The sequence below is a fragment of the Vibrio sp. genome (genome assembly GCF_050299255.1).
Taxonomy (GTDB): domain Bacteria; phylum Pseudomonadota; class Gammaproteobacteria; order Enterobacterales; family Vibrionaceae; genus Vibrio.
This window is the reverse complement of the sequence record NZ_JBNKVP010000023.1, coordinates 37558-45234: the sequence shown is the minus strand read 5'-3', so window position 1 is coordinate 45234 and position 7677 is coordinate 37558. Positions and strand designations below refer to the sequence as shown.

Sequence of the window (7677 nt, the reverse complement as noted above, 5' to 3'; positions counted from 1 at the left end):
GCCGTGAGCCTGAAGAACAGATTGATTTCATGTTGTGGGGAACCCGTCTGTTGGGGCTCTGCTTGCTGATCCTGACCAGTTGCGGACTGGCCGATATCAATTTCGACGATATCTGGTTTTTCTCATCGGGTGGGGTGATCGGAGATGTGATGACCAGTTTGTCACTGCCGACCCTGAATATACTAGGCACTACAATCGCGTTACTGTTTCTCTGGGGGGCGGGTTTTACCCTGCTAACCGGGATTTCCTGGCTTTCGATCGTTGAGTGGCTGGGTAACCTGGTGCTGAGTATGGTGACTTGGCTACTGAACAGTGTGCGTGGTGAAAAAGAGGAAATGATTTCCCCGACTCTGACCGAGCCTGACGCAGAACAGCCTATCCTTGATCAGCCGCTCGTAGCAACGGAAGCTTCTCCATCCATCGAGGCACCGTCTGAACCTGAAACCGTCCAGACTGAGCCGCAATACCGTATTCATATGCCGTCGCAGTCAGTACAGACTGAGCGAGCGGCCACGCACAACCCGGCAGACGAACATAGTCAGCATCAGGAGCGGACGAAACAGTTGACCGCCACTATCGAGCAACTGGAATCTGCCGCTATCGCTGCGGACGATATGGCCTCAGAAACCGGTTTGGAAGAAGAGCCTGGTGTGGATCAGGAGCCAGCGGATACGGCGTCAGCAAGTCGTGTGACCGATAGCCTGGACTTACCGTGGCAAGTCGAAGATGAACAGGACGTTTCTCAACCGCCTATCAATATGCAGCAACTGGAGCAAATCAGTGAGCAGGTTAGACCCGAACCTATGCATCAGGAACCGACGATTTCCAGTTTTGATGTCGCCGACGAAGAGATCGAGGAAATCGAGCACCACGCGGAACGTATCGAATCATCTGCTGTTGAAGCAGTAATTGAAGGCCAACAGAGTGATGACGACGCGGACCAGGATGTTGCGGCATTTCAGGAGCTGGTTGCCGACGCACAAGCTAGCATGGCTGCACAGCAAAATCCTTTCCTGGCGCAAAAAGAGATTAACCTGCCGAAACCGGCTGAACCTATGCCGACTCTTGAACTTTTGTACCACCCAGAGAAACGGGAAAACTTTATTGACCGGGAAGCCTTGCAGGAAATCGCACGTCTGGTCGAGTCGAAACTGGCCGACTACAAAATCCAGGCCAGCGTAGTGGATATCTTCCCTGGGCCGGTGATTACCCGCTTTGAGCTGGATCTGGCCCCTGGGGTTAAAGTAAGCCGGATTTCCAGTCTGTCAATGGACCTGGCTCGTTCTCTTTCGGCTATGGCGGTGCGCGTGGTAGAAGTGATTCCCGGTAAGCCTTATGTTGGCCTGGAACTGCCGAACATGAGCCGCCAGACAGTCTATCTGTCTGATGTGATCAGCAGTGAGGCATTCAAACAGGCTAAATCGCCGACCACCGTTGTGCTGGGGCAGGATATCGCTGGTGAAGCGGTCGTGGCCGACCTGGCAAAAATGCCCCATGTATTGGTCGCGGGTACCACAGGTTCCGGTAAATCTGTGGGGGTAAACGTGATGATCCTGAGTATGTTGTATAAAGCAACGCCGGAAGAAGTCCGTTTCATTATGATCGACCCGAAAATGCTGGAACTGTCGGTTTATGAAGGTATCCCGCACTTGTTGTCTGAAGTCGTCACGGACATGAAGGACGCCTCCAATGCACTGCGCTGGTGTGTCGGCGAGATGGAACGCCGTTACAAGCTGATGTCGGCACTGGGCGTACGTAACATTAAAGGCTTCAATGACAAGCTGAAAATGGCCGCTGAAGCGGGCCATCCGATTCACGACCCGTTATGGCAACCGGGCGATAGTATGGACGAACAGCCACCGCTGCTGGAAAACCTGCCATATATCGTTGTGATCGTGGATGAGTTTGCCGACCTGATGATGGTGGTCGGCAAGAAAGTCGAAGAGCTGATCGCCCGCCTGGCGCAAAAAGCGCGCGCGGCAGGCATACACTTGATTCTGGCCACTCAGCGTCCGTCTGTGGATGTGATCACCGGCCTGATTAAGGCCAACATTCCGACCCGGGTTGCGTTTACCGTTTCGACCAAAACCGACTCGCGTACTATTCTGGATCAGGGCGGAGCGGAATCTTTGCTTGGCATGGGTGATATGCTTTATCTGCCGCCGGGCTCGAGTCACACCATTCGAGTTCATGGCGCCTTTGCTTCTGATGATGACGTTCACTCGGTGGTTAACAATTGGAAAGCGCGCGGTAAGCCTAACTACATTGATGAAATCACTAATGGCGATCAAGGACCGGAAAGCCTGCTGCCGGGTGAGAAAACTGAGCAGGATGAAGATATGGACCCGCTGTTCGATCAAGTTGTTGAGCACGTAGTGGAAAGCCGTCGCGGCTCAGTTTCAGGTGTACAGCGGCGCTTTAAAATTGGTTACAACCGTGCGGCAAGAATCGTTGAGCAGCTTGAAGCTCAGGGGATTGTGAGTGCTCCCGGACACAACGGCAACCGTGAAGTGCTGGCCCCCGCACCGACACGAGATCACAACTAATTGCCGATGTCGCGGCAGGTCAATAAAAAAGCTTGGTGGAAACACCAAGCTTTTTTATGTGTGGTTCGTTACCAGGTTCAACTGTTAGGTTAGCCTCGCTTTGGTGTTAATTGCGCCAACACGATCAAAGCGAATACAGCCAGATTGGCGGCAAAAATCACTACTAGCCACTGAGGCATAGATAAGGTCAGGAACTGCCAGACGATTTTGCTGCAATCACCATAGGCTTCAAACATCCAAGGAGCCCACTGGTTGAGAGGCGCCCAGTCTGGGAAGGTTACAAACAGATCACAAGTAGCAAAAGGCGAGGGATTTAGCTGGTAATCGACATGTTGCATCGCCAACGTCAGCCCCTTATAAGAGGATGCCCCCCAACCAGCCAGCCCTAACCAGCGTACTAGCGGGTTTTGTGGTGCCAGCACGCCGAACAGGGCCGCACCACCTATGCCTAACATGGCGATTCGCTCGTAAATGCACATCACACATGGCGCCAGTTCCAGAATATGCTGGAAAACTAGCGCGCAGCCTTCGAAGAATACTACGAAAGTCAGTAGCAACATCCAAGCGAGACGACGGCGAGAAAAAGAGTTTAACCAGTAGAGAATTTGCACAATTCAATCCTTGTAGATATAAAAAAGCTCTGAATACTCAGAGCTTTTTAACCACTATTAGTTTCACTTTCAACCTATTTTTTAGTGACCGGACGTCACAGTTCCAACAACTTCTCCCGAGTGGTGAGAAATCCATCCCAGTTGGTAAAGGGAATCTGTCATTGGGTCAAGGAATAAGATAATGCCTGCTAGGCCAACTAAGGTCAGAACCACAGTATAAGGCAGTGCCATAATAACCATGCGGCCGTAAGACAATCTGATCAACGGTGCCAGCGCCGAAGTAAGCAGGAACAGGAATGCAGCCTGGCCGTTTGGAGTCGCGACTGAAGGCAGGTTGGTACCGGTATTGATAGCAACTGCCAGAAGGTCAAACTGATCGCGGCTGATAATGCCTTCCGTTAGTGCAGTTTTCACTTCGTTAATGTAGACAGTGCCGACAAATACGTTGTCCGAGACCATAGATAGCAGACCGTTTGCGATATAGAACAACGCCAACTGAGAACCTTTGTCCTCAACATGCAGTACTGCATCAATAACCGGTTTGAACAGTTGTTGGTCGATGATGACCGCTACGATGGAGAAAAACACCGCCAACAGGGCGGTAAATGGCAGCGCCTCTTCAAACGCTTTACCCAGTGCGTGTTCTTCGATGACTCCGGTGAAAGCCGTCGCCAGAATAATCACTGAAAGGCCAATCAGACCAACCGCCGCCAGGTGCAGCGCCAGGCCAACAATTAACCAGACCGCGATAGCGCCTTGTACCCAAAGTTTTACCACGTCTTGTTTGGTACGGTTTTTACGCTCGTCATTATCGAAATCTACCAGAATTTGGCGCACGTTGTCTGGAAGCTCAGCGCCATAACCAAACACCTTAAATTTTTCGACCAGTACACAGGTGATCATACCGCAGATAAACACCGGCAGAGTGACAGGTGCCATCCGAAGAATAAATTCGCCGAACATCCAGCCTGCCTGGTCCGCGATGATCAGGTTTTGCGGTTCGCCCACCATAGTAGTTACACCACCCAGGGCCGTACCGACACCGGCGTGCATCAGCAGTGAACGCAAGAAAGAACGGTAGTTTTCTAAATCTTCACGAGTCAGTTCCGAAAGGTGATCATCCTGAGTATGGTCGTGAGCGGCACTGGAACCTTTCCCAGAAGCGACTTTATGGTAAATAGCATAGAAGCCGACCGCGACGCTGATGACGACGGCAATTACCGTTAGTGCGTCGAGAAACGCTGACAGGAAAGCTGCGGCAAAACAGAATGCAGCAGAGAGCATCATTTTGGAGCGAATGCCAAGCAGGATCTTGGTAAAGATGAACAGCAGCAGATGCTTCATAAAGTAGATACCGGCTACCATGAAAATCAGCAGTAACAGTACTTCGATATTAGCCACCAGTTCATGTTTTACCTGCGCAGGACTGGTCATGCCAATAGCAATTGCTTCAATGGCCAGCAAACCACCCGGTTGCAGTGGATAACATTTTAACGCCATAGCAAGCGTGAAAATAAATTCCGCCACCAGAATCCAGCCGGCTACAAAAGGATCAATGAGGAAGATGATTGGGTTAATTACGAGGAAAGCTATGATGGCCAGTTTGTACCAATCTGGAGCTTTACCAAGAAAGTTCTTAATAAAGGCATTTCCGAGTGACATCGGCATGGGTAATACTCTTACTGTTGTTAATATTAAAATTAATTGCGAGTGGTTCCGTTCTCGCTTCGGGCATCTGTTTGGTGCCTACTTGCAACAGTGACTTAGTAAAATAACTGGTTAGATATAGGGCTGCTATCTTGCCAAGTCACTCCCTGAGAATGACAAGCACTCCATACTTCGGACGCCACTCTACTCCTTGCAAATATAGAGTCAACTGCTAACTTTGCTTAGAGATTGATACAGCACAACTTTTATTTAAAAACGCGATCTCGGTGGCGTAGCGGTGTGAATAAAAGTAGAAAAAAGAAGATTTGTAGTCACTGAACTGATGAACTTAGCACCAGTTACAGGATAATTAGCAATAATTTATTGATTTTAATGGGTTAACTTAAAATTTCATCTACAGAAATATTTTCTTATTTATTGAAATATAAAGATTTTATATGTTTATGTGGTTTGTAAAATTTATATATTGCTACTTTTTAGGTATAATTCTTGTGTTGTTGCATCAGAATTGATTAGAGTATTTGCTCAGTCGTGCGTTGGTTCAAGTTTACTGTTTGTTTGTTTCCGCACGGTGACATAAAGTGGTATGATCAGTTCCATTCAACTCAAATAATGAATAAGACTGGAAAACAACCTGATGGTTATTAAGGCAAAAAGCCCAGCGGGATTTGCAGAGAAATACATAATCGAAAGCATCTGGAATGGCCGCTTCCCGCCTGGCTCGATTCTTCCTGCCGAACGAGAGCTCTCTGAACTTATCGGTGTCACGCGCACCACATTACGTGAAGTATTACAGCGGTTAGCCAGAGATGGCTGGCTGACTATTCAGCATGGTAAACCGACTAAAGTGAATCAGTTTATGGAAACTTCCGGTTTGCATATCCTAGACACACTAATGACGCTGGACGCCGAAAATGCCACCTCTATTGTTGAGGACCTGTTGGCAGCGCGAACCAATATCAGCCCGATATTTATGCGCTACGCATTTAAACTCAACCGGGAAAGTTCCGAACGTACCATTAGCAGCGTAATTGAGTCTTGTGAAGCGTTGCTGAATGCGGAGTCCTGGGATACGTTTATGTCGACGTCTCCATATGCGGAAAAAATCACCCAGCATGTTAAAGACGATGGCGAAAAAGACGAGCAAAAACGTCAGGAAAACCTGATCGCGAAAACGTTCAATTTTTACGACTACATGTTATTTCAACGGCTTGCCTTCCATTCAGGCAACCAGATTTACGGTTTAATTTTTAATGGCCTGAAGAAGTTGTACGATCGAGTGGGCAGTTACTACTTCTCTAACCCAGAAGCTCGGGCGCTGGCACTACAGTTTTACCGTGACCTGCTGGAAGTATGTCGCAGTGGTAGCCGGGAGCAAATCCCGGTAGTAGTACGCCACTATGGTATGGAGAGCGCGCAAATCTGGAATCAGATGAAAACCACGCTACCGACCAACTTTACCGAAGACGACAGCTGAGTCGATTGCGGAAACAAAAAAAGACCCATTTCGATGGGTCTTTTCGATCTTAGCTTCTTTGGCAATGAGAAGCTTAAGGTAAAAGCTCGTCAGTGCCGCCAGCTTCTAAAAACCAGCGCGACAGATGGGATTTAAGGTCTTTCAGCTCATCCGGTCCAATCAGTGCCAGTCCCAAGTCCTGAGCGCGGGTGATATCATTGTCACGCAGCGGGCGAAAGCTTACCAACATCGCGCGTGCCTGTAGTCCGCCTAATAAATCACGCAGAGACTCAAGTTTATATAAGGTGTCGTCACCGTCGTCACGCATGCCTTTGGTTTTACACTCAATGATATGTAGCTTGTTATTGACGACCGTCGCGACATCCAGCTCATTCCGCACTTCGCGTTCGCCGAGCTGGCGATATACCTGCACGTTGAGCGAGCGGTCCTGAATGGTGGGCATGGTATCCTGAATTTGTCGTACCGTGCTGTGAACCAGTGTTTCCAGCCATTCACCATTGGAAAAGCGTCTGGCATCTTCGTTCGCGAAAGTGAGTACACCGTTGCTATAAGCGGCGATACCTGCATCAACCAAATCGGTGATCAGAGAGTTAAGCTCTTTATAGCCCTGCTGCTTTTCAGACAGCTCGACATCAAGCTTCTGCTCTTTCCGGCAGGTGGTGGCCAGGTAATTCAGTGTTGCCAAGCCTGGTCCTAATTCGAGCGCATTACTGGCCCATTTTTCACCGAGCAGATACAGTTTTTGATCGAGATGGGGGGCGAGTTCGGTGTCATTAAACTCACCTCTGGCACCAAACACGGTCAGGTAGTCAGATATGGTGATTCTGTCCTGTACCTGGGTGTTTGGCCAGCCATCTGGGTAAAGCCAGCACAAATTGTCGCTATTCGGCTCAACCACAAAAATCGGCCAATGGAAGGTACGGAAGACTTCATACACTGACAGTAAGCGGTGACGCAGGCCACAGCTGGCATTGAGTTTAATTTCAACCCCTCTGCTGTCTAGGTCTTCTGCTAATAATTGGATTGAATGCTTTAGTTCCAGCGTATTGGTCGACTGGGGAATTTGATAGAACTCACTGGTTAACCCCCGGGCAGTCAGCACTAATTCGATACGCTGGTACAGGGGCTGTTGGGTCTGATCACCAATAAACACAATATGTTTACTGGTAGTGCGGTCGTCGAGTAACGGTGTAATCAGACGAATTGGGTCTTGGTCTATGATGCCAACATGGACTGCCATAAAGTATCCTTATGTTTGGCTTGCAAAAATGTATAGTAAGGGGAAGCGCAAGCCATAATCTTGATATAACGGTGCAGCAATAAAAAAACAAGGGTGACTTTATAATTAAGTCACCCTTGCTTAGTTAATTTCCAG

5 protein-coding genes are annotated in these 7677 nt (G+C 48.9%); 2 read left to right on the top strand and 3 right to left on the bottom strand.

Annotated elements, in window-relative coordinates:
• Positions 1-2546, top strand: a 2546-nt coding sequence (locus ACQY6F_RS08755; protein WP_428773710.1) for a DNA translocase FtsK 4TM domain-containing protein, incomplete at its 5' end; no start/stop codon positions are given.
• A gap of 89 nt (positions 2547-2635) precedes the next feature.
• On the opposite strand, the gene dsbB is transcribed toward ACQY6F_RS08755, so the two are convergent.
• Positions 2636-3157, bottom strand: coding sequence for a disulfide bond formation protein DsbB (gene dsbB / locus ACQY6F_RS08750; protein WP_428773708.1), 522 nt, complete (start codon positions 3155-3157; stop codon positions 2636-2638).
• Between the two features lie 81 nt (positions 3158-3238).
• The gene (gene nhaB / locus ACQY6F_RS08745; RefSeq protein ID WP_428773707.1) at positions 3239-4825 is read right to left on the bottom strand and encodes a Na(+)/H(+) antiporter NhaB; all 1587 of its coding nucleotides are present in this window, start codon (positions 4823-4825) and stop codon (positions 3239-3241) included.
• A 637-nt stretch (positions 4826-5462) separates the two neighbouring features.
• On the opposite strand from nhaB, the gene fadR reads away from it, so the two are divergent.
• Complete coding sequence (gene fadR / locus ACQY6F_RS08740; RefSeq protein WP_428773705.1) at positions 5463-6302, top strand: fatty acid metabolism transcriptional regulator FadR; 840 nt, start codon at positions 5463-5465, stop codon at positions 6300-6302.
• Between the two features lie 73 nt (positions 6303-6375).
• Here the strand turns inward: fadR and ACQY6F_RS08735 are convergent, their stop codons facing one another.
• On the bottom strand, positions 6376-7542 hold the full coding sequence (locus ACQY6F_RS08735; RefSeq protein WP_428773703.1) for a DUF1887 family protein: 1167 nt from the start codon (positions 7540-7542) through the stop codon (positions 6376-6378).
• Positions 7543-7677: the final 135 nt, after the last annotated feature.

Excerpts from the sequence above, each read along its gene's own strand:
- ACQY6F_RS08735 (WP_428773703.1), bottom strand. The coding sequence starts at position 7,542 with ATGGCAGTCCATGTTGGCATCATAGACCAAGACCCAATTCGTCTGATT.
- fadR (WP_428773705.1), top strand. The coding sequence starts at position 5,463 with ATGGTTATTAAGGCAAAAAGCCCAGCGGGATTTGCAGAGAAATACATA.
- nhaB (WP_428773707.1), bottom strand. The coding sequence starts at position 4,825 with ATGCCGATGTCACTCGGAAATGCCTTTATTAAGAACTTTCTTGGTAAA.